Below are 26042 nucleotides of genomic sequence, written 5' to 3'. Positions count from 1 at the left end.
ACCACGCCGACTGGGCCGGGGCCACACTGCTGAGGTGATGCCGGTGCCCGAGTCGGCGGGGACCCACGGGAGTCCCGCCGACTCGGGCACCGCGCCCCGGTGGGGACCCGCACGCGCGTCTTTCCCGGCCCGATGGCGCCACCGCCTTCGGGCCGCACCGTTCCCACCCTCGCCATGTGCCGGCTGCGGGCGGCGGAAGGCTTCGTCACCGTCCCGTCCGGACCCCTACCCCGCCCCGTGGGAGACTTGTGAACACGACGGACCGCACCACCGCACCGCCTCCGTTGGAGCTGGCCGACGGTCGTCCCGCCGCGGCTGCCTGGTCGCTCGACCCCTCGGTCAAACACCTGAACCACGGGTCGTTCGGGGCGGTGCCGCTCCTGGCCCAGGAAGAGCAGGACCGGCTCCGCCGGTGCATGGAGGCCTCGCCCGTGCAGTGGTTTCCCGCATTGCCCCGGAAGGTGGCAGCCGCGCGGAGCGCCGTTGCCCGCTTCCTGCGGGTGGCGGCGGACGACCTCGCTCTCGTGCCCAATGCCAGCGCCGGTGCGAGCGTCGTCTACGCCGGCGTCCCCGAGCGGTCCGGAGGCGAGGTGGTGGTGACCGATCACGGCTACGGCGCCGTGACCATGGGAGCCGAGCGCATGGCCCGGCGCTGGGGCGGTCGGGTCCGCACGGCGCGTGTGCCACTCGACGCCGACGCCGACACGGCGTACGCGTGCGTCACCGGTGCGCTGGGCGAGAAGACCGGTCTCATCGTCCTCGACCACATCACCTCGGCAACGGCGCGCTGGATGCCGGTGGCGCGGATCGCCGCCGAAGCACGCAGGAGGGGCATCCCGGTCCTCGTGGACGGGGCGCACGTGCCCGGACTGGTCGACGACCCCCTCACCGGCATCCCGTGCGACTTCTGGGTCGGCAATCTCCACAAGTTCGGCTGCGCTCCGCGGGGCACCGCGGTGCTCGTCGCGCGCACCGGGCTGCGCGAGCGTGTGCACCCGCTGATCGACTCGTGGGGTGCTTGTGAGCCCTTCCCCGACCGGTTCGACGCCCAGGGGACCGTGGACGCCACCAGCTACCTCGCCGCGCCCGTGGCCCTCGGCTTCATCCAGGACACCTGGGGGTGGGAGAAGGCCCGCAGCTACATGCGTGCGCTGGCCGACCACGCGGAGCGGATCGTCGCCGAGGCGTTCTCGGACCTGACCGGGCAGGACTGCCGCGTGGACGTGGGCATGCCCGTCGGCGCCATGCGGCTGGTGCGGCTGCCCGCACCGTTGGCCGCGAGCCGTGCAGAGGCCGACGCGCTCCGTGACCGGGTCGGGCGGGAGCTGGGCGTCGCCGCCGCCTTCACCAGCTTCGGAGGCGCCGGCTATCTGCGCCTTTCGACGCACGTGTACAACACGGCGGCCGATTTCGAGCACTTTGCCGAGCGTTGCGTTCCCGTGCTCGGGGCATGGGCCCGCGAGCGGTGATCTGGTGGCGGTGCGGGACCCGGCATCGTCGGATCCCGCACCGTCGGTCGCGGCTGTGTGGCCCCCGTACGCGGGGCAGCCTCCCGTGCCTCAGCCGACCTCGACGGTCACCGTCCGGCCCGGCTGCACGGCGATGTCTGCGTAGGTGTACGTCGTCCCGTTGACGACCGTGGTCCTGATCGGCCAGGCCGTACCGTCGACCGTGACCGACGAGCGTTGACCGGGGAACCGTGCCTCCCAGGTGTACGGGGCGGAACCGTAATTGGTGAGGGTCGACTTCGTGGAACCGTCATGACGCAGTGCGAAGGTCTGGCCGCCGATCTCCAGTTGGTCGATCTTCAGCCAGTCCATGCCCGCAGGCAGTCGGGACTGTGTGGTGATCCGCCGGTTGGGGGCGTCGGGTGCGAGGCCCAGCAGTCCCTTCACCGTCTGGTCGACCAGGGTGTACGAGACCTCCGGGTAGTCGCCGTTGGGTCCCTGCCGGGACACCGGGTGCTGGACGTTGCGCTGGTCGTAGACGTAGTTCATCCACTTCCACGCGGTGTCGTTGCGGTCGTGGGCGAAGAAGGTGTCGGGCAGGTAGGAGATCGCCTCGATGTTGGTCGGCTTGCCGTCTCCGCTCGCCTGCTGGTCGACGTAGTCGAGATAGGCGTCGTTGCGTGCTCCGGGGTCGATGAGCTGCTTCATGGGCATGAACCAGCTGTTCTCCTTGCCCCAGCCGGTGAGTGCCTGGCCGTCCACGGTGTAGCCCCTGACCATGGCGCCGCCGGAACCCGTGCCGCTCCAGGTCGTGTTGAAGTACTCCTTGAGATCGGCGGCCTTCTCGGCGGAGTCGGCGGCCAGCGTGCTGTCGCCCTTGCTCTCCGCGAGGGCCGCCATGGCCAGGTACGCCCTGTACTGGGAGGCGATGGCGTCGCCCGACTCGGCGAGGCGTTCCTCGCCGACTTCGTTGTAGCTCGCGGCGCCGGCGAAGATGCCGTCGCCCGTGCCCTCGGCGACGCCGTTGGGCTTCCGGGCGTCGTGGAGCGCGATGAACTCCTCGGTGGTGTGCCGGTAGAAGTCCCACAGGACGGGGTCGTCCAGATATGCGGGGTCGCCGCTCCAGCGGTAGGCCTCATCGGCCTTCTCCACCAGCTCGAAGGGGGCGGGGACCTCGCGTACGTAACTGTGGGGATTGCGGTAGTCGATCGACAGGTAGGTCTCGTCGTCGAAGTTGACGGCCCACACGGGGAAGTACTTGTGCTTGACCGTGGACGAGGCGGCGAACGCCCGCAACATGCTCTTGTTCTCTTCGTGCAGGCCGAGCACGGCCGCACCGCCGAGCTGGTGGACCATGTCGCGCGAGTAGAAGGCGCTGCGGTGGGCGTAGCCCGCCCAGTAGGACGGCCCGTAAACGGCGGTGCCGGAGCCCGAGGGGTAGCGCTCGTCGACGTTGAGGGGGCCGACGGTGCCCGGCAGCTGGACCCAGCTGTTGGCCTTGCGCTTGGCCCAGTCGAACATCTCGACGGCCTTCGGATCGGAGGAGGTCACGACCGGGTCTGCGGGGGCGCCCGGCGAGATCATGAGGTCGTCGGCGTTGACCCAGCCGTCCCCGGATTCGAAGGCCGCCTCGAGCCGGTCGCCGGCCCTCAGTTCCACCCTGCTGACCGTGTGGCGCGCATAGGTGGGGCGGCTCGGCAGGGCGACCGCGCCGACGGTGACGCCGTTGACCCGGACGACGAACCTTGCTCCGGGGCCGCCGGTGGCGATCCAGGCGGAGAAGTCGTACGTGCCCGGAGCAGCGGCCGTGACCGTCTGGGAGACCTTCCTGCCCGCTCCCGCATCCAGGTAGACCAGCTTGGTGCCGCCGTGCGGGATGTTGGAGGCGACGCCCGTGCCCGGGGTGAAGGTCCAGCCGGTGGACCCCAGCTCGAAACCGGGGTTCGCGAGGGTCAGTAGTGGCTGGCCCGCCGCGACGACCTGGCCGTCCAGCACCAGCGGGGTGAGCAGGGTCAGGGCGGCGACGAGGGCCATGCGTGCGGGGCGAGTGCGTCTCATGGGTTCTCCGGTCCGGTCGGCGGTGTGGGTGGCCGGACGCTAACAGCGCGCTTTGAGACCCTGCAACACTCCTGCAAGATTCTATTGCTCGATGCGGCAGTAAATTTTCAATGAAGTCTTGCAAGTCAGATTGGCCGATTGTTAACGTCGCCTCTCGTCAGCCAGGCGCTCTCGCCGGCTTGGCTCTTCGATCCGCGAGGCAAGGGGTTGTGTCATGGGCATGAACCGTCGCAATGTTCTGCGGGCAAGCGGCGTACTCGCCGCCGGCGTCGGTCTGGGAGGCCTCACCGCCTGTTCCGGCACGGGCGCCACGGGCAAGGGAGGCGGTGCGGCCGGCGACGCCGAGAAGGGGGACATCACGGTCTGGAGCTGGGCGGGCCCCGCCGCCGAGATGAAGGCGCTCGTGCCGGCCTTCAACAAGCAGCATCCGGACATCAAGGTCACCGTCCAGGACATCGGCAACCCGGCCATCTGGGACAAGATCACCACGGGGCTCGCGGCCGGCGGAGCCGGCCTCGCCGACGTGCTCCACATCGGGGTCGACTACCTGCCGGGCTACGTCGAGAAGTTCCCCAACGGCCTCGCCGACCTGAGCAAGCTCGGCGCGGACACGTACGAGGACGCCTTCGCCAAGGGCCTGTGGCAGACCGTCTCGTCCAAGGACGGCCGGGTGAACGCCCTTCCCTGGGAGGCCAACTCGGCCGGCTTCTACTACCGGACCGACGTCTTCGAGGACGCGGACGTCGACGTCCACGCCATCGACACCTGGGATGACGCCATCGAGGCCGGCCGACAGATCAAGGCCAAGACCGGGAAGTACCTCCTCGGCATCGACAAGCCCGCCTCGCAGGCCGACTCCGCGAACTTCTTCCAGATGCTGCTGCAACTGCAGGGCACCTTCTACTTCAACCTGGACGGCGAGATCACGCTCGACTCGCCCGAGGCCGTCAAGGCGATGACGATCATCAAGCGGATGAACGACGCCGGTCTGGTGAGCGACCTGGCCGGCGGATGGAACGCGCTGATCAGCTCCATCAAGAAGGGGACCGCCGCCGTACTTCCCTGGCCCACCTGGTTCGGCGGCATCATCGAGGAAACCGTCCCCGACGAGGCCGGCAGATGGGGGGTGCGCCTGCCCCCGGCCGTCCGTCGCGGCGGCTTGACGAGTGCCACCGTCAACTCGACCCACCTCGCCGTGTCCGGCACCAGCAAGCAGCAGGCCGCCGCCTGGAGCTTTGCCGAGTTCGTCCTCACCCGCCCCGAAAACCAGGTGAAGATCTACAAGGAGAAGGGCATCGCCCCCGCCCTGATGAAGTCCTACGACGATCCGGTCTTCCACACCGAGTCGACGTTCTTCAGCGGTCAGAAGAAGGGCGAGGTCTTCTTCGACGCGCTGAAGGCGGACTCGCCGGCGTTCAACTACACCGCCGACTACGCCCGCGCGCTCAAGGTCACCACGGACGCCCAGACGAAGGTGCTCCTCAGCGGCGCCGACCCCGCCGAGGCACTGCGCGAGGCCGCCGACCAGCTCGCCCAGCAGACCGGCCGCAAGAAGGCGTGATGACCGCCCTCACCTCACCGACCCGCATGAAGCCGCCGATGGGCGCGCCCGGGAGGCCGCGCCCGCCACGGTTCACCGGCCGACGCCTGGCCCCGTACGCCTTCGTCCTGCCGGCGCTGCTGCTCTTCGCCGTGTTCAAGATCTACCCGATCGGCCACTCCTTCGTCCTCAGCCTCTACCGGACCGTCGGGGGCGTCGACACCTTCGTCGGCACCGACAACTACGCCAGACTGCTCGGCGACCCGCTGTTCTGGACCGCCCTGCGGAACACCGCCGTGATCCTTGTCTTCCAGGTGCCGGTGATGCTGGCGCTGGCCACCGGACTGGCCGTCGCCTTCGGCTCCGCCCTGCTGCGCGGCCGCGCGGTGTTCCGGCTCGGGTTCTTCCTGCCGATGGTCACCGGCCTGGTGGCGTACGGCCTCATCTTCTCGGTCCTGCTCAACGAGAAGTACGGGCTGGTGAACTGGCTGCTGGGACTGGTGGGAATCGGCGAGGTGCCCTGGCTCGTCGACCCGCTGTGGGCGAAGATCTCCCTGGGCCTGGCCCTCACCTGGCACTACACCGGCTACAACGCAGTGATCCTGCTCGCACGGCTCCAGTCCATCCCCACGGAGCTGTACGACGCGGCCTCCGTCGACGGCGCAGGCGGGTGGAAGTCCTTCCTGCACGTGACGCTTCCGGGACTGCGACCGGCGATCCTGCTCACCACGGTGCTGTCCACCATCGGCACCCTGCAGATCTTCGACGAGCCCTACGTCCTCACCCGCGGCGGACCGGACAACGCCACCCTCACCATCGGCGTGTACCTCTACCAGAACGCCTTCGTGTACTTCGACTTCGGCTACGCCTCGGCCATCGCCTACGCCCTCGCCGTACTGATCGGCATCCTCGGGCTGATCCAGTTCCGCGTCCTGGGAGACGGGAAATGACCACCGACACCACCGGAACCGGCCGGGCCGCGGCCCGCGGCAGACGCCCACGACCCGGCCGTGGCGGCAGCATCATGCTGACCTCAGGCCTGGCGATCGCCCTCGCCGTCGTCCTCGTCCCCTTCTACTGGCTCGTCATCGCCAGCACCCACGACTCCCAGGAGATCTTCGGCTCCCCGCCGCCCCTGCTCCCCGGCGGGCACCTCGCGCAGAACCTCTCCACCCTGCAGGAGACGGCCTCCTTCGGCCGCGTCGTGCTGAACTCGCTGGGCATCGCCGCCCTCTACACGCTGTGCGCGGGAGCGGTGTGCACACTGGCCGGCTACGCCTTCGCCAAGTACCGGTTCAAGGGGCGGGACCCGCTCTTCGGCCTGCTGATGCTGGGCCTCGTCATCCCGGCCCAGGTCACCCTGGTGCCGCTGTTCACACTGATGGCCGAGCTGGAGTGGCTCGACACCTACCAAGCCGTGATCATGCCCAACCTCGCCCTGCCCTTCGGAATCTTCCTGATGCGGCAGTCCATGGCGGCGCTCCCCGACGAACTCCTCGACTCGGGCCGCATGGACGGCTGCGGGGAGCTCCGGCTCTTCGTCGAGGTCGTCCTTCCGCCCATGAAACCGGCGCTGGCCGCTCTGGGCATCTTCCTCTTCCTCTACCAGTGGAACGACTTCGTCTGGCCCCTGATCGTGCTGCGCGACGGAGCGTCGTACACCATCCCGGTGGCGCTCGCCTCCCTGCAAGGAGTGGACGACACCGACTACGGCGCCATCCTCACCGGGACGGCCGTCGCCGCGATCCCCATGGCCGTCCTCTTCCTGGCCCTGCAACGCCACTTCGTCTCCGGCCTGCTCGCCGGAGCCGTCAAGGAGTAACGTGAGCGCTCTGACCCACGAGGCCGTCACCACTGCCGAACTCGCGCCGGCGGCGTACGAGCCGCTGCTCGACACCGTCGAGATGGCGGTCCTCTCTCCCGGAACCGAACCGACGTGGACGCTGTCCGAGCTCCCGGACGGCCTTCGGATGCTGCGCGTGGACGCCGGTGACGCGCCCGTCGAGATCCGGTTGTCCCTCCCCCTGGGGGACGCCGCCGGCTACTGGCATCCCAAGGCCGGCTGGTCCCGCACCCTGGTTGCCGACTGGGCGGGGCGATCCACCGTCAGCCTCGTCGACGGATTCGCCACGGGATGCCTGTACGACCACTCCGGGGCGACCATGCTCACCTTCGCGGCCACCGACCCGGCACCCGAGATCCGGCTCCGCTTCGGAGTGTCCGAGGAGAACGACACCTACGTCGTGCACCTCGAACTGCCCGCGGCCCCGGAGCCGCACCGCATCCTGTTCGTGCCGCGCCGCCCCTCGGTCGCCTCGGCGCTCGGCGCCCTGCGGGACTGGTTCACGGCCGGGACGCAGGCCATGCCCGTCCCGGAATCAGCCCGACTGCCCGTCTACTCCACCTGGTATGCCTTCAACCAGCAGGTGGACGCCGCCTCCGTCGAGCGGCAGGCCGACCTCGCCGTCGACGCGGGCTGTGGAGTGCTCATCCTCGACGACGGCTGGCAGCGACTGGGCAGCGGTCGCGGCTACGCCGGCTGCGGTGACTGGGAACCCGACCCCTCGAAGTTCCCCGACTTCACCGGGCACGTGGGCCGCGTGCGCCGTACCGGCCTTCGCTACATGGCCTGGATCGCCCCGCTGCTGCTCGGCCCCGAGGCGGACTGCTACGACCGATGGGCACCGTGCGCACCGACGGCGGCGACCGTACCCGGGGCATACGTCCTCGACCCGCGCCGACCTGAGGTACGGGCCCACGCGGTGGACACGTGCGTGTCCCTCGTCCGCGATCACGGACTCGACGGGCTCAAGATCGACTTCCTTGATGAGGCCATGGTCTACGCCGGTGACGGCGGCGACATCGGACAGGCCCTGACCCTGCTGCTGACCGAACTGCGGTCCGCGCTGGAAGCGGAGCGCACCGACCTCCTGATCGAGCTTCGACAGCCGTACGTCGGTCCGGGCATGGTGCCGTTCGGCAACATGCTGCGATCCTTCGACTGCCCGGGCGACGCCGCGGCCAACCGGGTGCGCACGATCGACACCGCCTTGCTCGCCGTGGGCGGAGCCGTACACTCCGACCCTCTGCTGTGGAACGCGGAAGCCCCTGTGGAAGCTGCGGCGCGGCAGCTCATCGGGGCCCTGCACTCGGTACCGCAGGTCTCCGTCCGACTCGACGGGCTGCCGCACGACCACGTCGAGGCGCTGCGCTTCTGGCTGGCGCAATGGCGGCGGCTCCGTCCGCAGCTCCTCGACGGAACCGTTCGGCCCGGACGGCCCGACGACCTGTACACCCTGGTGCGGGCCGAGGCCGACGGGGTGAGCGTGCTGACCGTGCACGGCGAGCGCGCGGTGCGGGTCCGGCCCGCGGAATTCAGGGAAACGGTTCTGGTGAACGCCTCGGACGCGGACCGTCTCGTGCTGGACGTCGTGGACGCCGCCGTGCACGTGGAAATCGTGATCCATGCATGTGACGGCCGTATGATCGACCGGAGTCAGACAACCCTCCACCCGGGCCTGCAGAGCCTTTCCGTCCCGCGGATGGGGCTGGCACTGGTCAGGAACATCGGATGAACCTCATGTCGAAAGGGGACCAGTGAAGGTCGGCATCGTCGACATCGCGGCTCGCGCGGGAGTGAGTGAGGCGACGGTCAGCCGGGTGATCAACCGGCGGCAGGGGGTGGCGAAGAAGACCCGGGACGCGGTCGAGAGCGCCATGGTCGAGCTCGGTTACGAACGACCGGTGCAGGGCCAGTTGGTCGCCGTCGTCACCGAACGCGTCTCGAATCCGTTCTTCGCGGACGTCGCCGAGCGCATCGAGTCCTCGCTCGCCCCGCACGGGTTGAAGACCGTGCTCTGCCCTGCGTTCCCCGGAGGCGTGCAGGAGCCCGAGTTCATCGCGTCCATCGTCGACAAGGGCATCGCGGCCGTGGTCTTCCTCTCCGCGTCCAACACGCTGGAGGGCGCCGACACCGATACGTACGAACTGCTCCGTGCCCGCCGCATTCCTTACATCGGCGTCAACGGCGAGTTCGCCGACGGGGTGCCCGCCCCCGTCTTCTCCACGGACGACACGCTCGCGGCGGAGCTGGCCGTCGACCACCTGTACCGCCTCGGCCATCGCCGGATCGGCATGGCCTCGGGGCCGACGGGCAACCACCCCGCCGAGCGGCGGGTCCACGGCTTCGTGGACGCGATGAGCAGGCGCGGTGTCGAGGACGCCGAGCAATGGGTGATCCGCCAGTCGTACACGGTGGAGGGCGGTCAGGCAGCCGGTGCTTCCCTGGTGGGCCTCGGCGCCACCGCCGTCGTGGCGGCGAGCGACTACATGGCCCTCGGCGCGATTCGCGGCATCCGCCGCCAGGGGTACTCCGTGCCCGGTGACGTCTCGGTCGTCGGCTACGACGGGACGATGATCACCGAGTTCCTCGACCCGCCCCTGACGACGGTGCGGCAACCCACGGACCGCCTGGCGCTGGAGGTCGGGCGGAGCATCCTGGAGCTCGTCAGCAACCGGGACGTACCGACCGGAGAGCTCCTCTTCGACCCGGAACTGGTGATCCGGGCCTCAACCGGTCCGGCACCGGGGGCATGAACCCTCGTGAAGCCTTCCCCCTCGATCGCGGACGCCTGAAGTTCGGGATCCCGGGGTTCCAGAGGAAGTGGCACCAGGCGGACTCCAGTGCGGGGCCCGTCACGGGACGGCCCAGCCGGTAGGCGGTCGGCGGTGCGAGACGTCCGCACGGCGTGCCGATCGGAGCGTCGCCGGGTCGACGCCTGCGCCCCTATGAAGGCGCATCTCCGCCCGCCACATCACCATACCGAACGTCCCCAAACCCTGCCCCCTCTTCCGGAGACACCCTGGTGCACCCCGACGTGGAACGGCTCACCCGGATCGTCCCGCCTCCGGCGGACCGCCGGCCGCGGGACCGGCACGAGGTCGAGGCGCGCCTGGGTCGCGCCCTGCCGGAGGACTTCGCGCACCTGGTCGACACCTACGGCGGGGGCATCTTCGACGAGAGGATCTGGATCCTGGAGCCCGACTGTGCGGACCCCGACTACGACCTCCTGGCCATGAAGGAGGAGCGCGCCGAGGTGCTGGCCCGGCGGTGGGAGATGGGTCCCGAACCCCGTCCCGAGCAGCTGGAGGCTGACGGAGCGGGAGCACCACCCGGTGCCCAGCACCCGGTTCGTCCTCTCCGTGCTCACCGGCGAGATCCACTCCGACGTCCTCGACGACCTGCCGGCCGACGACCACTCCTTCGATCCGAACGACGAGTTCCCGGGCGGCTGACGGGCCGCCGGCACGAAGCGCGCGAGCCCCCGCCGACTTCCGGGCAGTGCGTGCGGGTTCGGCAGACACCGCGCGATCCTGCCGATCGTGAGGACGGGAGCCGGGTCAGGTCGAATTCGGCACCGGTACCCACCTTCTCCGTGAGGCCCCGCGTTCCGCGAGGCACCGCTGCCGAGTCCGACCCGCAGGTCTTGAGGGTTGCTCCGTGGCGGCCGGCTCGCCGTGGTGTCAACGGCTTCCCTGTGGACTCCGACGGACGAGGTCCTTCCCGATGGCGGCAGGTTGTCGTCACTGCAGTGTTTCTCCCGGTGTTCGTTCTGAGGATTCGACGAGCCGGACGGCCAGCTTCTTGAGCGACTGCCGCAGTTCGTCGGGACGGTGGATGGTGAAGGGCCATTCCAGCGAAGCGAGCAGGTGCGCCATGCCGTCGAGCCGCTCCGCCCGCGCGTGCACGAGAACGCCGGTGGGCTGGGCGGTGAGGGTCACCGCTGAGTGGTGGAGGCGGCGGGCGACCTCCTCGAGGGGGCCGTGGACCGTCACTTCGACCTGCCATGGGTAGGGCCCCTGGGCAAGGGTCGAAGTCAAGTGGGCCACGGGGTCGAAGCCGTCGGGTGCGGTGAAGCCGTCGGCTCGCGGAGTGACGGAGGTGATGCGGTCGATGCGGAACGTCCGCAGACCGTCGCGAAGGTGGTCGTGCCCGACGACGTACCAGCGGCCGGTGTGAAAGACCACGCCGTAGGGGTCGACATCGCGTTCGGTGTGTTCTCGGCGCCAGGACTGGTGGTGGATGCCGACGGTCGTGCGGGCGCGGGAAGCCTGGGCCAGTGCCAGCAGGACACCGGTTCCGGGTGCCTGACCGATCACGGCGTTGGCGGTGAAGGACAGGGTCTCCCGCATGGCGGCGAGCGGTTCGCGCAGGGCGTGGGGAAGCACCCGCTCGATCTTGGCCAGGGCGCCGGCGGCGGCCGGTGCGGTGGTGCCCATGCCCAGGCGGTCTGCTGCGAGCAGGCCAAGGACGACGGCGAGGGCCTCGTCGTTGGTGAGGACCAGAGGTGGCATGCGGTAGCCACGGGCCAGTCGGTAGCCGCCGTAGCGGCCGCGCTCGGCCTCCACGGGGATGCCCAATTCCCGCAGGTGGAACGTGTAGCGGCGCACCGTGCGGACATCGGTGTCCAGGCGGTCGGCCAACTCCGTTCCGGTGAGGCGGGCGTTCGACTGGAGGAGTTCCAGCAGGGTCAGCACGCGGGTGAGGGGATGCGACACGGATCACTCTGCATTTCAGGGCGGATTCTGTCCGGTATCGACTTTACGCTCCCCGCAGGACCTACTTCTGGGAGATCACATGGCCACTTTCGTACTCGTCCCCGGAGCCTGGCTCGGGGCGTGGGCCTGGAAAGAGACCACCCGCGCCCTGCGGGAGCTCGGCCACACGGCGCTGCCGCTGACACTCACGGGCATGGCCGAGCACGCAGACCGGGGTGGCCCCGGGACGGACCTGGACACCCACATCGCGGACATCACCGGCTTCGTCGAGCGGAACGACCTGCGCGACGTCACACTGGTCGCCCACAGCTATGCGGCTGCCCCGGTCACGGGGGCAGCCGGACGTCTCGGCGACCGACTGGGGCGCGTGATCTACGTGGACAGTGCTCCGTTCGCCGCGGGCATGCGCATGCTCGACCTCATGCCGCCGCAGGCAGCGGACGAGCTGTGCCACCAGGTCTCCGCTTCGGGTCAGGGGTGGCGACTCCCGATGCCGCCGTTTGAGGTCCTGGGTTTGTCCAGCAGCCTCGACGGGCTCGATGCGGGACGACTGGACGAACTGCGCACGCACGCCACCCCTCAGCCGTTCGGCACCTATACTCAGCGTCTCGCCGAAGCCGCCGAGCTCGGCCCCGGTGTGGACCGTGTCCTGATCGCCTGTCATGACTTCACAGGGCTGCTGGACGCAGGCGTGCCGATGCTCGCCTTCTTGAACCAGCCGCCGTGGCGGCGCTTCGACCTGCCCACCGGGCACTGGCCGATGCTCTCCGCGCCCACCGAACTCGCCGGCGTCCTCGACTCGGCCGTCTCCTGACCGCGCTGACCGGGAGGCACGGCCCGGCGCTTGACCACGAACGCCTCCACCGGCTGCCGGAACGGGCCATTGCCCGGGAGGCGTTCTGCTGCCCGGCCACCACGGTCACCGTCCCGCGCATCGCCGACCTGCGGTCACTGAGGCGGTCCAAGGCATCACCCCACCACCGCAGTCGGCCACTTCGGGGCGCGGCGCGCCACCATCTCCACCCTCGGACGTCGTAGGGCGCGGCTGAGAACGGCGACGCCGTCCGCTGTACCCGCTCCGCCTCCGGGTCGCGGCGGAGCACGGTGCGGTCCGCGGTCGGCGCCGCCGGGCCGCGGCGGTGGGCTCAGCAGGCCCCGAGGTCCTCCCAAACCCCCCATTCGCCGGTGGTGCCGGGCTCTTCGCCGGTGGTCCACCACTTGGCACGCCAGTCGTGGTCCGCGCGGGAGACCTTGTCGCCACCGACGTAGATGCTCTCGGGGTTCCAGGCCGGCGCAGTGCAGGCGCCCGGGTCGCCGCCGTCGTCCCCGCCGTCGTCGGTGCCGCCGACGTTGACGTCGATGCAGGCGTAGAACGCGTTGCCGGTGTCCGCGATGTTCCAGACGGCCAGGACCTTCTGCCGGCCGGTGAAGCTGCCGAAGTCCACCTGGTGGCTGAGCTCGGCGGGCGGCTGCGCGCCGTGGCCGTCGAACTCCGCGATCTTCTGGCCACCGATGAAGTACTGCCAGTTGTCGGTGGCGTGCCGGGCGGTGAAGTGCCAGGTGAACGCCTGCGAGGTGGTCACCGGCGTGACGTGCCAGGCCTTGCTGTCGTCATCGAGTTCGGCGAACTGTGCATTGCCGCCGCTGCAGCTGTGCAGCCCCTTCGGTCCTTCGACGCTCTGCGGCTCGTACGTGATCTCACCACAGTTGACCGTGCCCGACGCGCACTGCTCCTGCCGGCTGCCGGGCGAGGTCACCCAGCCGTGGGCGTTGGCCGTTCCTGCGGGGAGGCTGACGGCGAGCAGCGGAGCGACCAGGGCTCCGATGGCGACAGCCACCCATCTTTTCATGTACATGCCAATCCTCTTCCTTGGTGTGCCCGCTCCCGCGCCCCCGTCGCCCGATGCTCCGGGCGCGGCGCACGCCGCGCCCCTTCGATCGGAGTCGCTCGTCGTCGACGACTGTGGGCACGGGCCTGGGCCTGAAGGGCTATTGGTCCAGACCATACTCGCGAGGCGGGGTCGGTCAAGAGGGCGGACGCGAGAACTACCAAAGGGGAAAGGCCAGTTGCGCCGTACCGCGGCACGTTATGTGGATTCGGGGAGCCGTCGACCTCGCCATGCCCCGCTTCCGAGAGCGGGGCGGGGGCGTGACGACCCGCTTGGGCAACGCGTGCCGCTCCCAGTTCTCTTGACAGGCCGTCTCCTTCTCCAGCGCGTCGAAGACACGACTTGCGAAGAGGTACGGCACCGCCACCGTGTCAGCCCCCGCCGACGGCGGCCGGTCACGGTCGGCTACGGTCGGATGCATGGAGACCTTCCTGCGCCCCGTCGTCGTGATCGGCGGCTCGGTCGTGCTCGCCCTGCTCGCCGGGTGGCTGCTCGACCTGCTGCTGCGCCGTGCCGACTCCCGACACGACGAGACCCCGCTGTGGGGTCTGCTGCGCCATTGCCGGGTGCCCTTCCAACTCGTGCTCTGCTCGGGGCTGCTGCTCAGCTTCCACAAGCAGGCCGAGTTCTTCGGCGCCTACTCCGACGGCATCAGACAGACCCTGCTCCTCGCCGTGATCGCCAGCATGGCCTGGCTGCTGGTGCGGATCTCGGGTGCGGTGGTGGAGACCGCCTTCGCCCGCTACGCGGCGGCCGCCGAGGACCCGGCCCGGGTCCGCCGGGTCCGCACTCAGGTCACCCTGATCCAGCGGGTGGTCACGGCGGCCGTGGTGGTCGTGGCGATCGCTGCGATGCTGCTGACCTTCCCGGCGATGCGGGCGGTCGGCGCTTCGATGTTGGCCTCGGCCGGCATCGTGGGCATCGTCGCAGGCATCGCCGCACAGTCCACCCTGGGCAACCTGTTCGCGGGACTCCAGATCGCCTTCGGCGACACCGTGCGGATCGGGGACACCGTGGTCGTGGACGGCGAATGGGGCAAGGTCGAGGAGATCACCCTGACCTTCCTGGCGGTCCGCACCTGGGACGAGCGCCGCATCACCATGCCGGTCTCGTACTTCACCGGGAAACCCTTCGAGAACTGGTCCTGTGGGGGCACGGAGATCACCGGCGCGGTCTATCTGCACCTGGACCACTCGGCACCGGTAGAACTGCTGCGCAAGCACCTCCTGGAGTTCCTGCACGCGCACCCCGCCTGGGACGGCCGGCGGGCCAGCCTGCTGGTGACGGACACCAGTCCGACCACCATCGAGGTGCGGGCCCTGGTCACGGCCAAGGACTCCGACGACGTGTGGACCCTGCGGTGCGCGGTGCGCGAGGAACTGATCGCCTGGCTGTGCGCGGAACACCCGTACGCCCTTCCACGCGTGGCCACCGGGCCCTCGGCGAGTCCGCCCTGGGCGGCGCGGGCCGGTACCAGTGCGCCGGCACCGGGAGCCGCCGGCGCGGCGGAGGCCGACCGACGCGCCGCTCGCGAGTCAGCACCGTTGGAGAACCCTGAGCGCCCGGACTCTCCCGAGGCGGGGAGTGCCCCGGAGGGGGCAGGGGGTGGAACCTCTTGATCCGGTACCTGCCCTGAAAGGCGGGGAACACGAAGGCCACCTGATCGGCAGTTGACCGGGTGGCCGACGTGCTTGCCGTGGGGATCGGCGAAGACGGCGATGCGACTGACGGGCGTGTCGGCCGAGGGAAGGACGCCCGGTCCAGGGCTGCAAGGAACGGGTCCGTCATGGACACGGAACGTATCGCGGGGGAGACGGGTGCGCTCCGACTACCCGCGCACCTCCTGAGGTGGAGGTGCCTCTCTTGTCTCGGAGAGTCAGGGAGAGGCCACCCAGGGCGGAAGCGCTGACCTTGCCGTTCAGGCCAGTTCGCAGTGTGTCGATCTGGCCCCGCAGATTCTCGATGTCCTTGCCTCCCCTCGTGTTCCTCCGACTTCGGATGGGGAGCGGTGTGCCTCGCAGAGTGGCGGAGCCCCTGCCGATCGCATCGGCAGGGGCTCCGTGGTGCCAACGTGTACGGGGGCGGCTCTCAGACGCCTGTCGGGCCGGCCCTCCGACGGGTGGCCTCGGACCGCTCCCTCACGCGTGTGGCGGGGACCAGCGTGACTCCGACTGCCGCCATGGTCAGAGCGGCGACCCAGTGGCGGGTCTGCTGCCCGAGCGCCAGACAGCAGACCGAGCCGAAGGCGGCGCTCACCGCGGGTATCAGCGCCAGGTACCGGGGTGCGATGCGGTCGGTGAGCGAAGCGACGGTGAAGTACCCGACGAGGAGGCCGACCACCATGGCGAAGTCGAACCAGCCGCCCCCCTCGGGAGTGGACCAGCCCCTGTGTGTCTTGACGAGTCCCAGATGGACAGCTCCCGCGACTCCCCAGAAGAAGGCGCCGCATGCCGCGGTGCCGAGAACGATGCGCCATGCCGTGTGAGCCATGCCGGGATTCTAGGTCCCGCACCAGAGAACCCTCGCCCTGCTCCTCGGTGAGAGGATCATGGCCAAGCTCTGGGGCTGACGGTCTCGGACCAAACGGGGAGGCGTCGGGAGTGGCTGCTGGTGAACCTTGGACGGGCGAGGACCAAGAGCACAACGATCGCTGTCATGCGCGCTGGCTCGCCTCGGTGAACCGCTCGACGGCCCAGCCCGACCACCGGGACGAGTGGTACGACGCCCAGTGCGGAGGGTGTCGCTTCTGGATCCCGTTGAGCGGGGAGCTCGGCCAGGACTACGGGGCGTGCAGCAACCCCGCCTCGTCGTTCGACGGCCGAGTGCGGTTCGAGCACGATGGCTGCGAGGGCTTCGTCCTTCGCGCAGACGGCTCGTTCGGGTAACGATCGGTCAGGCGACGTCGGCTCTGGCCACGACCTTGCGGAGACGCTCGTCGGCGGCGTGCTCGTTCCGCCAGATGACGTAGCGGCAGATCATGCTGCCCGGTTCCTCGTGGCTGGTGCGGTTGGTGTCGTCGAGGGCGAAGGAGCGCAGGGCGGTGAACTGGGCCTCGATCCGGTTCAGTCAGGAGCTGTTGGTCGGGGTGCAGGCGATCTCGACGTTGTTCGCCGCGGCCCGCTCGCCGACGTGCCGGCACTTCTTCGTCACGGACACCACCATGGCGCGCGCGTCGGTTTCGCCAGCGCCGGACTCGCCGGACTCTTCGGCATCGTCCACCGAACGATCGCCGGCGTTCCCTTGACTTGCCCGTCGCCGCCCCCACCCCGGTGTCACTCCGGATCGTTCCGGATGCCTCCACCGGCACCCCCGCCACTACCGTGACGACGACGTCCGCCAGACCGACCAGTCCGGAGCCCGGGGGAGCACCGATGTCGACGACCGTCACCACCGGCCGACCCGTCACCGCCCCGCTCCGCCACCAGGAGCGCCGGGTGCTCGCTGCGGTCGGCTGCGGCCTGCGGGACGACGAGATCGCCGCCGTCCTCGCCCTCCCCGAGGACGCCGTCGCCTCTCACCTCGCGCGGATCCAGGCGAAGCTCGGGCTCCGCGACCGGGCCGCCGCCATCGTCCACGCCTTCGACTCGGGACTCGTCGTCCCCGGCCACGGCCCCCGCACGGTGCCGGCCCCGGCACCCCGGACCGGCACCACCGCGCGGACGACCGGACCGACCGTACGGCTGTCCCTCCTCGGCCCCCTGAGGGCCCTTCGCGACGGACGACCCCTGGAGCTCGGACACCTCCGCCGGCAGGCCGTCCTGGCCGCGCTCGCGCTCCCGGTGGGACGCACGGTCAGCCGCGGCCAACTGCTCGACGGCGTGTGGGGCACGGACACCCCCGCCGCGAACGTCGTGCCGGTGTACGTCTACCGCCTGCGCAAGGCACTGGACGCCGGGGACGGCACCGCCACGCTCATCGCGCACGGACCGCGCGGCTACCGGCTGGTGCCCGGCGCGGTCGACGTCGACGTGGCCGACCTGGAGGAAATCGTCACCGCCATCGGGACGGCGGAGCGGGCCGGCGAGACCGCCGAAGCCGTCCGCCTCTGCTCCCGGGCCCTCGACCTGTTCCGTGGGGAGCCGCTGGCCGGACTGCCCGGACCGCTCGCCGAACGGGAACGCCTCCGGCTCACCGAACGCAGGATCGCCCTCGTCCAGCGGAAGGCGACCCGGCAGTTGCGGCTCGGCCGGCACGCCGAGGCCACGGCGGAACTGTCGGCCCTGTCCGGGGCCCACCCCCTCGACGAGCCGGTGGCCGCGATGCTCATGCGCGCCCTGTACCGGAGCGGACGGCAGGCCGCCGCGCTCGACGTGTACGACCGGGTCCGCCGCCGGCTCGCCGACGACCTCGGGGTACCGCCCAGCCCGATGCTGCGGCGGACCCGGCGGATGATCCTGCGCGGCGACGAGGCGGGACTCGCCCTCACGACCGGCCGGTGACCCGCCACGACCCCTCCGTCCTCCTGACAGAAAGGCCCACCATGGCAAGAGGCTCGTTACGCCACGTGCTCACCCGACTGGCCGTCGCCGCGAGCGCCGGGGCCCTGGCCGTCGGGGCCGTCGCCCCGGCCGCCACGGCCCGGCCCGTGCCGGAACCGAGACCGGCCCCGGGTGAGGACCGGGCCGGCGTCTCCCGGTACTTCGGCGGACCCGAGGGCTTCGCCATTCCCACCGTGCCCTGCGACCCGGCGGGCCCGACCGCCACCGACGGCCTCCTGGCCGACCAGCTCAACCCGCAGCTCGGCGCGAAGATGGCCGGCTACCTCGACGCGTACAAGATGTCCTGTGCGCGGCGGGTGACGCAGGCGGTCAAGGACCGCGGGCTCAATCCGAGGGCCGCGGCGATCGCCATCGCCACGATCATCGTCGAGAGCAGCATGAACAACTACTCCCAGGCCGTCGACTACACCAGCCTCGGGCTGTTCCAGCAGCAGGACTGGTGGGGGAGCCGGGAGCAGCGCCTCGACCCGGTGTACGCCACCAACGCCTTCTTCGACGAGGTGGAACGGCAGTACCCCGGCGGCTCGTGGAACGACGAGGCGATCGGCGAGGTGTGCTGGCACGTCCAGCGTCCCCGGGAGGACCTGCGCCATCTCTACGGAGTCGAGGCGGGCGACGCGACGCTCATCGCCAATGCCCTCTGGTCCGGGATGACCGTCGGCCCCGCGCACCCCTACGGCTCGGGCCGCGTGGTGTCCGGACGGTCCGCCGACGGGCGCCTGGAGGCCTTCGCCGCCGGTGCCGACGGCGTCTACCACGCCTGGCAGACCGCGGTGAACGGCGGCTGGTCGCCGTGGCGGTTCGAGGGCGGGCCGCGCGACGCCCAGCTCGTGGTCGCCGCCAACGCGGACGGCCGGCTCGAACTGTTCGCGCTGTCGGACGCCACCTTCGACCACATGTGGCAGACCGGGCCGAGCGCGGGCTGGTCGGGCTGGGCGAACTTCGGCACCGGCGGCCACCGGCTGGCCGCGGGCAGCAACGCGGACGGCCGCATCGAGGTGTTCGCCTCCAACGCCGACGGAGTGTTCCACCGCTGGCAGACGGCCCCGAGCGGGGGCTGGGCGAACTGGGAGGGCACCGCCGGCGGCCCGGCCGACGCACGGCTCGCCGTCGAGACGGCCCCCGACGGGCGCCTGGAGGTCTTCGCCCTGTCGGACTCGACGTTCCGGCACCTGTACCAGACGGCGGTCAACGGCGGCTGGTCCGCCTGGGAGGACTTCGGCGGCGGCGGTCACGACGTCGCCGTCAGCCACAACCAGGACGGCCGTCTGGAGGTCTTCGCCTCCAACGCCGACGGTATCTTCCACCGCTGGCAGACGAGCCCGACCTCCTGGTCGGCGTGGACGGGCACCGGGGGCATCGGCAACGCCGAGCTGACCACCGCGCGCTCGGTCGACGGCCGGGTCGAGGTCTTCGCGATCAACTCCGCCACCGCGAGCCACGCCTGGCAGACCGGCCCGAACGCCGCGTACTCCGGCTGGGAGCCCTTCGGCGGCGGGGGCACCGAGATCGGTGCGGGCAACAACGCCGACGGCCGCATCGAGGTCTTCGGCACCAGCCACGCCGGCGTCTACCACCGCTGGCAGACCGGCTTCACCACCTGGGCGGACTGGGGCTGGCTGAACGACGCCGGGCCCGCGGTCGGGTAGGGCGGGCACGCGCGCGAGAGGGGGGCCGGCCTCCGGGGAAGGAGGCCGGCCCCTCTCCCGTGCCGTTCAGGACGCGAACGCCCTCTCCAGGCGGGGGATCAGGTCCCGGAGGTCCTGTTCCCAGCAGCCGGGGCTGTGCCCGCCGTCGCACTGGGTGCCCCAGCCCGCGCCGTCCCCGTAGTTGACGTAGTGGTACGGCAGGCCCCGGGCGTCCATCCGGGCCTTGACGTTCTTGGCCGCGCCCGCCACCCAGAACTCCATGTTCCCCGGCGAGCCGCCCCCGTCACCCGTGTAGATCGACACGCCCGTCCCGGCGAAGCGGTCCACGTGTTGCGAGGGGTCGACCTCGTTCCACCGCCAGTCGACGTTGAACACCGGGTAGGGCGAGCCGAACAGGGCGTCGCTGTCCACACCGGGCTTGTACGCCGACTCGTTCGGGTCGCAGTAGCCCGACGACGAGGCGCACAGCGCGCCCAGCGCGTCGGTGACGGAGGCGACGACGGCCAGGCGCAGGTCCATGGACTGGGCGGACAGGTCGATGTCCCCCGACAGGGAGGCCGTCTGGCCGAAGAGGTCGGGCCGGGTCTGGGCGTAGTGGAAGGCACCGAACCCGCCCATGGAGATCCCGGCGACCGCGCGGGACTTCTTCGCGGCGATCGTCCGCAGGTTCGCGTCGATGAACGGGATCACCTGGTCGAGGTGGAAGGTCTCCCAGTTCTGCGCGCCGAGCACGGTGTTCTGGTCGAGCCAGTTCGCGTACCAGCTGCGGGCGCCGCCGTCCGGGATGACGGTGATCATCTCGTTCGACATGGACAGCGCCGGATAGTTCTGCCGGATCGGGTCGTCGGGGGAGCCGTGCAGGAAGTACAGCACGGGGTAGCGCCGGCCCGGGTCGTCGTCGTACCCGCTGGGCAGGATGATCTTGATGTGCTGTTCGCCCGCCACCTGGGACGTGGTGACCGTGAGGTAGAAGTTCGTCGCCGTGCCCACCGCCGGGGCCGACTGGGTCAGGCCGAACCCGTCCGTCAGCTTGGGTGGTTCGCCGCCCTCGGCGGCCCGCGCGGTGCCGGCGGGGGCGAGGACGGCGACGGCGGCGACCAGCCATGCCATCACCGTCCGCCACCAGGCCGTCGCCCTGTTCGCTGTTCTCTTCACCGTGCTTCCCTTCGTCGTCAGTCGAGGACCGTGGTCCGCAGGGCCGGAGAGGCCGCGACCTGCTCTTCGGTGAACCGCTCGGTCACCCACCCGCCCGCCGCGAACAACCGGGTCTGGTCGGCGTGGTGCGGGGAACTCGGGTCGGCCGACTGGGAGTAGGTCATGACGGAGTACGCCTCCGGCGGTCCGTCCGCGGTGAACCGCGTCTGCTGGACGAAGCTGGATCCGAAGACGACGTCGAGCTTTCCGTTGACCTGGCCGGGGGTGATCACGTTCAGCACGCCCAGTTCGCCGATCGAGCCGTGGATGGGGATCTGTTCGCCGCCGCGGGTGATCCGTTGGACGTCCGACAGCGGCGCGTCCAGCGGGATGCCCGCCCGGCGCAGGGCGAGCACGGCCCGGGCGAGGGCGTCGCGGACCGCGGAGCTCCCGGAGTCGAGGGAATGGGGCGTGTGGACCGGGTCCTTCGGGTCGAAGGGCACCTTCCACGGCAGCTTCTCGAGCTTCTGTCCGTCGACCAGGGAGGCCCAGTAGTTCTCGAACAGCCAGGAACCCCGGCTGTCGGCCGTGTAGTCGTGGCTCTTCCACGCGGCGAGGACCGGACAGGCCTCACTGATGTTCACCAGGTTGCCGTCCACCAGGACCAGTCCGAAGGCGACGCTCCGGCACGCGGCCACGGTGGCGTCGAGGGTGAGGTCGGCGGCCCGGCTGTTGTCGCCGAAGAGCAGCCGGCCCATGGTCTCGGGCGTGAAGCCCCGGCCCGGCAGGCCGTCGGTGCCGTCGACGCGGTGCCGCGCGGTCAGGATCAGCTCCTGGGTGCGCAGCGAGCGGGGTGCCGCCATGTCGCCCATCACGCGGGGGAAGGAGAGCGGCTGGTCCGGATGGGCCAGCCAGGGGCTGTCGTTGGCGTTGCCGACGAAGTCGGACCGGATCAGCCGCGGCTGCTCGTGCGGGTCGAGGAGCCCCGGCGCGGCCGCATTCGGGTCGTCGGGCCAGTCGCAGGCGCTGCGCTTGCCGTCGAGGATGGACACGGGCGGCACGTTCGGCTGCGGGAGCGCCTGGTCGAACAGCAGCTTCCCCGTCTCGGTGAGGCAGGAGGCCGCGTGCGCGTCGGTGATGTTCGGGACGGCCTGGATGTCGGCGTACAGGGCGTTGCCCGCGCGGTCGGAGGCGACGGTGTTGAAGAAGGGGACGCCCTGTGTGGTCTCCAGGACGTTCACGACGTCGTGGACGTCCTTGGCCCGGTCGAGACCGAACCAGGTGTTCAGGGCCCGCAGGTTGTCCATGTTCGGGTCGCGGACCACGTGTGCGCTGACCACCCAGGGCAGCGGGATGCCCACGATCGAGTTGGTGACCGGGCCGTAGCGGGTGGACCACAGGGTCCTGGAGACCTTGTCGAGGGAACCGTCCGCGTTCCGTACGTCGACCTCGACCCGCTGCGAGGTCATCCGCTCCCAGGCGCCGTCGACGAGGTACAGGGTCGGGTTCAGCGGGTCGACCTGCACGTCGAAGAGGCCGAACGGGGCGACCGTGGCGACGGTGTGGCTCCAGGCGACGTCGTCGTTGTGCCCGATGTTCACGGCGGGCAGTCCCAGCAGGCTCGCGCCGGAGACGTTGAGCTTCCCGGGGATGGTCAGGTGGCTCTGCCACATCCGGTTCTTGCCCTGCCAGGGGAAGTGCGGGTTGGCGAGGAGCATGCTGGTGCCCCCGGAGACGCCCTGGGAACCGACGGCCAGCGCGTTGCTGCCCATGTTCTGCCGGCGGCTCTTCGCCAGGGCGTCGCTGATCCGCTTCGCCGTCCGCGCGGGGGACCCGACGGGAGCCTTCGCGGTCCCGGCCGTGCTCGCGGCGGCCGGCGCCCCCGGGGGCACGGCGTTCACCTGGCCGTCGAGCAGTGGGTCGGCGCTGCCCATGATGATCTCGGCGTGGGCGTGCCGGTAGACGTCCAGCTCCGTGATGGGCCGCACCCAGGCCGCGCCCCGGCAGGCCGGATCGGAGATGCCGGCCACGCCCGTCTCCGCCAGGTAGCGGTTGTAGCCCTGGACGTAGCCGCGGATGGCCTCCTTCACCTCGGGCTCCGGCCCGTCGGGTGCTGGCCGGCTCAGGAGCCGCTCCACCACGGCGTTGTCCTTGAGCCGCTGGAAGTACAGGTCGCTGTTGAGGTTGGTGGTGGTGTTCTGGTTCTGGCCGGGGCTCGTCCGCCCGTCGGGGCCCAGGTAGCGGGACCGCCGGGCGTCGACCATCAGATAGGTGTCGGCCAGGGTGCAGATGTTGTCCTCGGCCGCCGCGTACCCGTACCCCTGACCGAGGCCCTCCCAGTCCGAGGCGATGATGTGCGGGATGCCGTACTCGGTGTACCGGATCGTCGGCTTGTCGGGCACCTCGGCGGCGGATGACGCCGTGGCCGGCGCGGTGGCCGGCGGTCCGGCGACCGCCGTCGTGCCGAGGACCGCCGCCGCGGCCATGAACGCCACCGGCAGTCTCGCTCTGCATCTCGTCCGTGCCATGGAACCGTCCCTCCCTGGAATGAGGCCTGTCCGAACGCGGCCACGCTAGGGAGGGGCGATGAAATGCCGATGACGCGGCCGTACCGGAGGCCGCGTCAGCGGGGGACCGGGGCGGCCGCCTCAGCGGGGGACCGGGTGGTGCGGGCAGCCGGGCAGTGCCGGCCGGTCCTTGGTGCGCACGGCGGGGAGCCAGGCCGCGGGGTACGCGGAGCCGCGCGGAAGACGGACGCGGAACCAGAGGGTCGACGTCAGGTCCTCCTCGTCGATGACGGGCAGCCCGTCGGGCAGCCGGCAGTCGACGGTGAGGACGTCGCCGTGCCAGACCCGGGTCGGTACGACGTTCCCCGCGACGTACGGCCGGAGGGGATCGATCGCCAGGCCCAGACTGCACTGCGGGTCCCGGTCCGCCCGGTCCTGACAGCCGCGCTCGGCGTTGAACACCCGCACGGCGCGGGGCGCCGCCTCCGGGGCCGCCGAGCCCTCCCGTACCGCGTCCGACCCCAGGACCGCGCCGGCGGTCCCGCACAGGACGGCGGCGAACACCGCGGCCCGCGCCCGCGCCCGCCGCGCCCCGGGGACGGCCGTCGCCGGGCCCCGCGCGCCCTCCCCGGCCGCGATGCGGGCGAGCAGGGTCTCCGCCGTGTGCGGGGCGCGCTCCGCGTGCGTCGGGGCCAGACAGTCGGCGGCCAGCGCACGCCAGAACGGCGGCACCGCGAGGTCCATGCGCAGCGGCGCACGCCCCTCCCCGTACTCCTGCACGGCGGCGCCCCGCGCCACGGGAGTGGCACCGGGGAACGGCGAGGCGCACGAGGCGAACACCTCGTGGATCACCACCCCCAGCGCCCAGATGTCGGCGCTCGGGCGCACCTGCACGCCGAGCTCCCCGAGGGGCGCCCGCCAGCGCTCCGGCGGGAGGTAGTCCAGGGTGCCCAGCGGCGGTACGAAGCCGTGCGTGCCGGTGAGCTCCGTGGCGAGACCGAAGTCGGAGAGCTTCACCGAACCGTCCGTCCCCAGCAGGACGTTCTCCGGCTTCAGATCGGCGTGTACCCAGCCCGAGCGGTGGAGGTGGGCAAGCCCCTCGCAGATCCCCGCGATCAGCCGACCCCGGTCCGCCTCGGGCACCCCGGCGTCGAGCAGCTCGCGCAGACTGCCCGCGGCCCGCTCCATGACCAGCACGATCGCGCCGTCCACGGCGGGCAGGTCCGGCGCCGCGAGGACGAAGGACTCCCGGAGGCCGATCAGCCGGGGATGCCCGGCCCTGCGCCCGAGTTCGACCTCGCGGCGCGCCGATTCCACGACCCTGCGCGCCTGACGCGGCGCGAGCCCGGCGGTCGGCATGATCTTGAGCGCAATCTCTCCGGGCCTCCGGGACCCCTCCCGCGCCGGCCGCGCCGCGTACACCGTCGACCATCCGCCGGCCCCGATCAGCTCGGTGACCACCCAGTCGCCCACCCGGTGGCCGGGCGGGATCAGCTCCGTACGCTCGTGCCCCGTCCCGTCCCCGGCGTCGTACCGCGGTGTCATCGAGACCTCTGCCGCTCCCGTCCGCCGCCCGCAGCGAGGGACGGCAGCAGCGCGAGGTGCTCCTCGCGCACCAGGCCGAACCGCAGCGCGAGCCCGACGATCTCCTCCCGCTTGCCGTTGCGGCGCTCGCCCTTGCCGGGCTCCCGGTCGTCGAGGACGCCGATGCGCAGCTTCTCCTCGGCGAGGTAGTCGATGTGCGAGCTGATCGCCCGCGCGGTGAGCGTGCCTCCCGTGACGTGCCCCCGGAGCCGTTCGACGATCTGGGGCGTGGTGGGGACCGCCACCCGGGACTGGTCGCGCAGCCGGGGTTCGCAGAGGGCGACGAGCACCAGGAAGTAGGTGGCGGACTCGTCCAGGGAGTACGCGGTGACCGTGCGACTGCCCCAGGGGACGCCCATCGTGTCCGGGTCCAGATAGACGTGGTCGGGCGCGAACACCTGGAAGGACACCGTGAGGTCGCCGCGCGTCGGCAGCACCACGCGCGAGAACTCGAAGGGGACGGGCGCCCCGACGCGCCGGGGCGGGACCCTCAGGTACTCGCCCGCTCCCTCGGGGTTCTCCACCAGGTAGCTGTGGGAGGTGCTGTGGTTCGTCAGCTGCCAGTGGTCGTCGGTCGCACGGATCTCCCCGGCGAGCCGGGAGATCGCTGCGTCGGCGAGACGGAGCTCCACCGGGGTCGTCGCCGACCCCCGGCCGAAGCGGGCGACCTCACCGGGACCGAGCCGCAACGTGACCGCGCCACCGCACGGTTCGCCGTCCTCGGCACCGCCGTTCCCGCGCGGCAGATGCACGACTACGCCGCTCACCGCTCCCCCTCTTCGTCCCGTCGCGGTTGTCGGACGAGCGGAACGATACGCACCAGCCAGGAGAGTGCACCGGCGTCCTTCGGCCAGTTCGGCGGGGACCGGCTCCGGCGGAGAGCGCGGCCCGGCGCGGGATCCGGTACGGGGTGCCCCTCGAGGCCGGGCCCCGCGCCGTGACCCGGGCCACCCCAGTGCCCCGACATGTCGGTGATGTGATGCGGTTTCCGGTCTTCTGCGGCGCCGGTCGGCCGGAGCGCGCGCGAGGGCGGGGGCCGCGACCCGCCCGGGCGGCCGGCCCGTGGCCGGCCGTCGCGCCCGGGCCCCCGCCGTGCGCGAGGTGGGAAAGGTCACGGCGCCGACGGGGGAGTAAGGGCCGATCCGGGAGGTTCGTGAGGGGCACGGACCCCCGTTT

General features: G+C 71.1%; 19 protein-coding genes and 1 pseudogene. 11 read left to right on the top strand and 9 right to left on the bottom strand.

Annotation, left to right across the window (positions count from 1 at the left end; translation table 11 throughout):
- Positions 1–248: 248 nt before the first annotated feature.
- Positions 249–1469 carry an aminotransferase class V-fold PLP-dependent enzyme gene (locus tag ACFW22_RS19525; RefSeq protein ID WP_386405924.1) on the top strand — a complete coding sequence of 407 codons (1221 nt, stop codon included), beginning with the start codon at positions 249–251 and terminating at the stop codon, positions 1467–1469.
- A gap of 90 nt (positions 1470–1559) precedes the next feature.
- Here ACFW22_RS19525 and ACFW22_RS19520 read toward each other — a convergent pair whose 3' ends face one another.
- The gene (locus ACFW22_RS19520) at positions 1560–3506 is read right to left on the bottom strand and encodes a hypothetical protein (RefSeq protein WP_386405921.1); all 1947 of its coding nucleotides are present in this window, start codon (positions 3504–3506) and stop codon (positions 1560–1562) included.
- Positions 3507–3720: 214 nt separating this feature from the next.
- Here ACFW22_RS19520 and ACFW22_RS19515 point away from each other — a divergent pair, with 214 nt between their 5' ends.
- Genes ACFW22_RS19515 through ACFW22_RS19495 form a run of 5 tightly spaced genes read left to right on the top strand, consistent with a single transcriptional unit; the run spans position 3721 to position 9642 of the window.
- Positions 3721–5067: an ABC transporter substrate-binding protein gene (locus ACFW22_RS19515; protein WP_386405918.1), complete on the top strand. Its 1347-nt coding sequence runs from the start codon at positions 3721–3723 to the stop codon at positions 5065–5067.
- Positions 5067–5996, top strand: a complete 930-nt coding sequence (locus ACFW22_RS19510) for a carbohydrate ABC transporter permease (protein ID WP_386405915.1) — start codon at positions 5067–5069, stop codon at positions 5994–5996. The genes ACFW22_RS19515 and ACFW22_RS19510 overlap by 1 nt, the downstream gene beginning before the upstream one ends.
- Positions 5993–6868, top strand: a complete 876-nt coding sequence (locus ACFW22_RS19505; protein WP_386405912.1) for a carbohydrate ABC transporter permease — start codon at positions 5993–5995, stop codon at positions 6866–6868. The genes ACFW22_RS19510 and ACFW22_RS19505 overlap by 4 nt, the downstream gene beginning before the upstream one ends.
- A 1-nt stretch (position 6869) precedes the next feature.
- Complete coding sequence (locus ACFW22_RS19500; protein ID WP_386405909.1) at positions 6870–8621, top strand: glycoside hydrolase family 36 protein; 1752 nt, start codon at positions 6870–6872, stop codon at positions 8619–8621.
- A 22-nt stretch (positions 8622–8643) separates the two neighbouring features.
- Positions 8644–9642, top strand: coding sequence for a LacI family DNA-binding transcriptional regulator (locus tag ACFW22_RS19495; protein WP_386405906.1), 999 nt, complete (start codon positions 8644–8646; stop codon positions 9640–9642).
- 987 nt (positions 9643–10629) lie between these two features.
- Here the strand turns inward: ACFW22_RS19495 and ACFW22_RS19490 are convergent.
- Positions 10630–11583: a helix-turn-helix transcriptional regulator gene (locus tag ACFW22_RS19490; protein WP_386405903.1), complete on the bottom strand. Its 954-nt coding sequence runs from the start codon at positions 11581–11583 to the stop codon at positions 10630–10632.
- Positions 11584–11683: 100 nt separating this feature from the next.
- Here ACFW22_RS19490 and ACFW22_RS19485 point away from each other — a divergent pair, with 100 nt between their 5' ends.
- On the top strand, positions 11684–12418 hold the full coding sequence (locus tag ACFW22_RS19485; protein WP_386405900.1) for an alpha/beta hydrolase: 735 nt from the start codon (positions 11684–11686) through the stop codon (positions 12416–12418).
- Between the two features lie 331 nt (positions 12419–12749).
- Here ACFW22_RS19485 and ACFW22_RS19480 read toward each other — a convergent pair whose 3' ends face one another.
- Complete coding sequence (locus tag ACFW22_RS19480; RefSeq protein WP_386405897.1) at positions 12750–13460, bottom strand: lytic polysaccharide monooxygenase; 711 nt, start codon at positions 13458–13460, stop codon at positions 12750–12752.
- A gap of 452 nt (positions 13461–13912) precedes the next feature.
- On the opposite strand from ACFW22_RS19480, the gene ACFW22_RS19475 reads away from it, so the two are divergent.
- Positions 13913–15112 carry a mechanosensitive ion channel family protein gene (locus ACFW22_RS19475; RefSeq protein WP_386405894.1) on the top strand — a complete coding sequence of 400 codons (1200 nt, stop codon included), beginning with the start codon at positions 13913–13915 and terminating at the stop codon, positions 15110–15112.
- A 469-nt stretch (positions 15113–15581) separates the two neighbouring features.
- Here the strand turns inward: ACFW22_RS19475 and ACFW22_RS19470 are convergent, their stop codons facing one another.
- Positions 15582–15983 (bottom strand): hypothetical protein, encoded by a 402-nt coding sequence (locus ACFW22_RS19470; protein ID WP_386405891.1) that lies wholly within the window; start codon positions 15981–15983, stop codon positions 15582–15584.
- A gap of 110 nt (positions 15984–16093) precedes the next feature.
- On the opposite strand from ACFW22_RS19470, the gene ACFW22_RS19465 reads away from it, so the two are divergent.
- A complete protein-coding gene (locus ACFW22_RS19465; protein ID WP_386405888.1) occupies positions 16094–16378 on the top strand; it encodes a DUF3027 domain-containing protein in 285 nt (94 codons plus the stop codon).
- A gap of 7 nt (positions 16379–16385) precedes the next feature.
- Here the strand turns inward: ACFW22_RS19465 and ACFW22_RS19460 are convergent.
- Positions 16386–16640 (bottom strand): annotated as a pseudogene (locus tag ACFW22_RS19460) (hypothetical protein); the annotation flags it as partial.
- Positions 16641–16864: 224 nt separating this feature from the next.
- Here ACFW22_RS19460 and ACFW22_RS19455 point away from each other — a divergent pair.
- Positions 16865–17932 (top strand): BTAD domain-containing putative transcriptional regulator, encoded by a 1068-nt coding sequence (locus ACFW22_RS19455; RefSeq protein WP_386405885.1) that lies wholly within the window; start codon positions 16865–16867, stop codon positions 17930–17932.
- 41 nt (positions 17933–17973) lie between these two features.
- The gene (locus tag ACFW22_RS19450; RefSeq protein WP_386405882.1) at positions 17974–19641 is read left to right on the top strand and encodes a peptidase M23; all 1668 of its coding nucleotides are present in this window, start codon (positions 17974–17976) and stop codon (positions 19639–19641) included.
- 66 nt (positions 19642–19707) lie between these two features.
- On the opposite strand, the gene ACFW22_RS19445 is transcribed toward ACFW22_RS19450, so the two are convergent.
- From ACFW22_RS19445 to ACFW22_RS19430, 4 genes are all read right to left on the bottom strand, one after another.
- Positions 19708–20751 (bottom strand): alpha/beta hydrolase, encoded by a 1044-nt coding sequence (locus ACFW22_RS19445; RefSeq protein WP_386405933.1) that lies wholly within the window; start codon positions 20749–20751, stop codon positions 19708–19710.
- A 62-nt stretch (positions 20752–20813) separates the two neighbouring features.
- The gene (locus ACFW22_RS19440; RefSeq protein WP_386405879.1) at positions 20814–23303 is read right to left on the bottom strand and encodes a penicillin acylase family protein; all 2490 of its coding nucleotides are present in this window, start codon (positions 23301–23303) and stop codon (positions 20814–20816) included.
- Positions 23304–23423: 120 nt separating this feature from the next.
- Positions 23424–24827, bottom strand: a complete 1404-nt coding sequence (locus ACFW22_RS19435) for a serine/threonine-protein kinase (protein WP_386405876.1) — start codon at positions 24825–24827, stop codon at positions 23424–23426.
- On the bottom strand, positions 24824–25633 hold the full coding sequence (locus ACFW22_RS19430; protein ID WP_386405873.1) for a serine/threonine protein kinase: 810 nt from the start codon (positions 25631–25633) through the stop codon (positions 24824–24826). Before ACFW22_RS19430 ends, ACFW22_RS19435 begins: the two co-directional genes overlap by 4 nt.
- Positions 25634–26042: the final 409 nt, after the last annotated feature.

Origin of the sequence: Streptomyces sp. NPDC058872 (assembly GCF_042743065.1) — a bacterium.
GTDB lineage: Bacteria > Actinomycetota > Actinomycetes > Streptomycetales > Streptomycetaceae > Streptomyces.
This window is presented reverse-complemented; position numbering and strand designations above follow the sequence as displayed.